Annotated in this window: 1 protein-coding gene; it reads right to left on the bottom strand. The window is 46.6% G+C overall.

Features of this window, described 5'->3' with window-relative positions:
* The coding region (locus tag V8F51_RS31485; protein ID WP_442956519.1) for a ZIP family metal transporter at positions 1-603 on the bottom strand (603 nt) is incomplete at both ends.

Here is a 603-nt window from a genome sequence, read left to right on the forward strand (position 1 = left end):
TGCCGCTAACGTTTGATTAAACACAAATCCTCCGACCCATGTACCAATAATGGCTGGGCCTCCTCCCAAAACAGCTAATGCCAAAAATGTTTTTAATGTTGGTTTAGCTTTTAAGAGTGGAGCAGCGATGCCAATACCTTCCGTAATATTATGCAAAGTAAAACCTATTATAAGGAATGTGCCTAGTGCTGCTTCGCCAGCAGCAAAGGCGGCACCGATAGCAAGCCCTTCCCCAAGGTTATGCAGGCCAATACCGCCAGCTATCTTGAACGATACCCTTTTACCATTATCGTCTGCGCCAATTGCTTTCTTCGAATTCGTCTGATCAAGGGCAAGCAGAAATAAGAAGCTAAGCACCGCTCCAAACCAAACAAGCGCTGTTCCTTGAAAGACACCAGGCGCTATCGCGCCAAGCTCTAACCCTTCTTGTATGGTATCAACAGCAAGGAAGAAAAGCAGCCCGACTGTAAAGGCCATAACCGCCTGAATGCCTTTTGAGGAAAACCGGCGCATGAACGGATACCATAATAACCCCAGTCCAACTGGAACCACGCCTACATAAAAGCCGATCAGCGAATATTGCAAAAATCTGTTGGTATCCAC

Source organism: Paenibacillus sp. YIM B09110 (assembly GCF_037167145.1).
In the GTDB taxonomy this organism is placed as follows: Bacteria; Bacillota; Bacilli; order Paenibacillales; family Paenibacillaceae; genus Pristimantibacillus.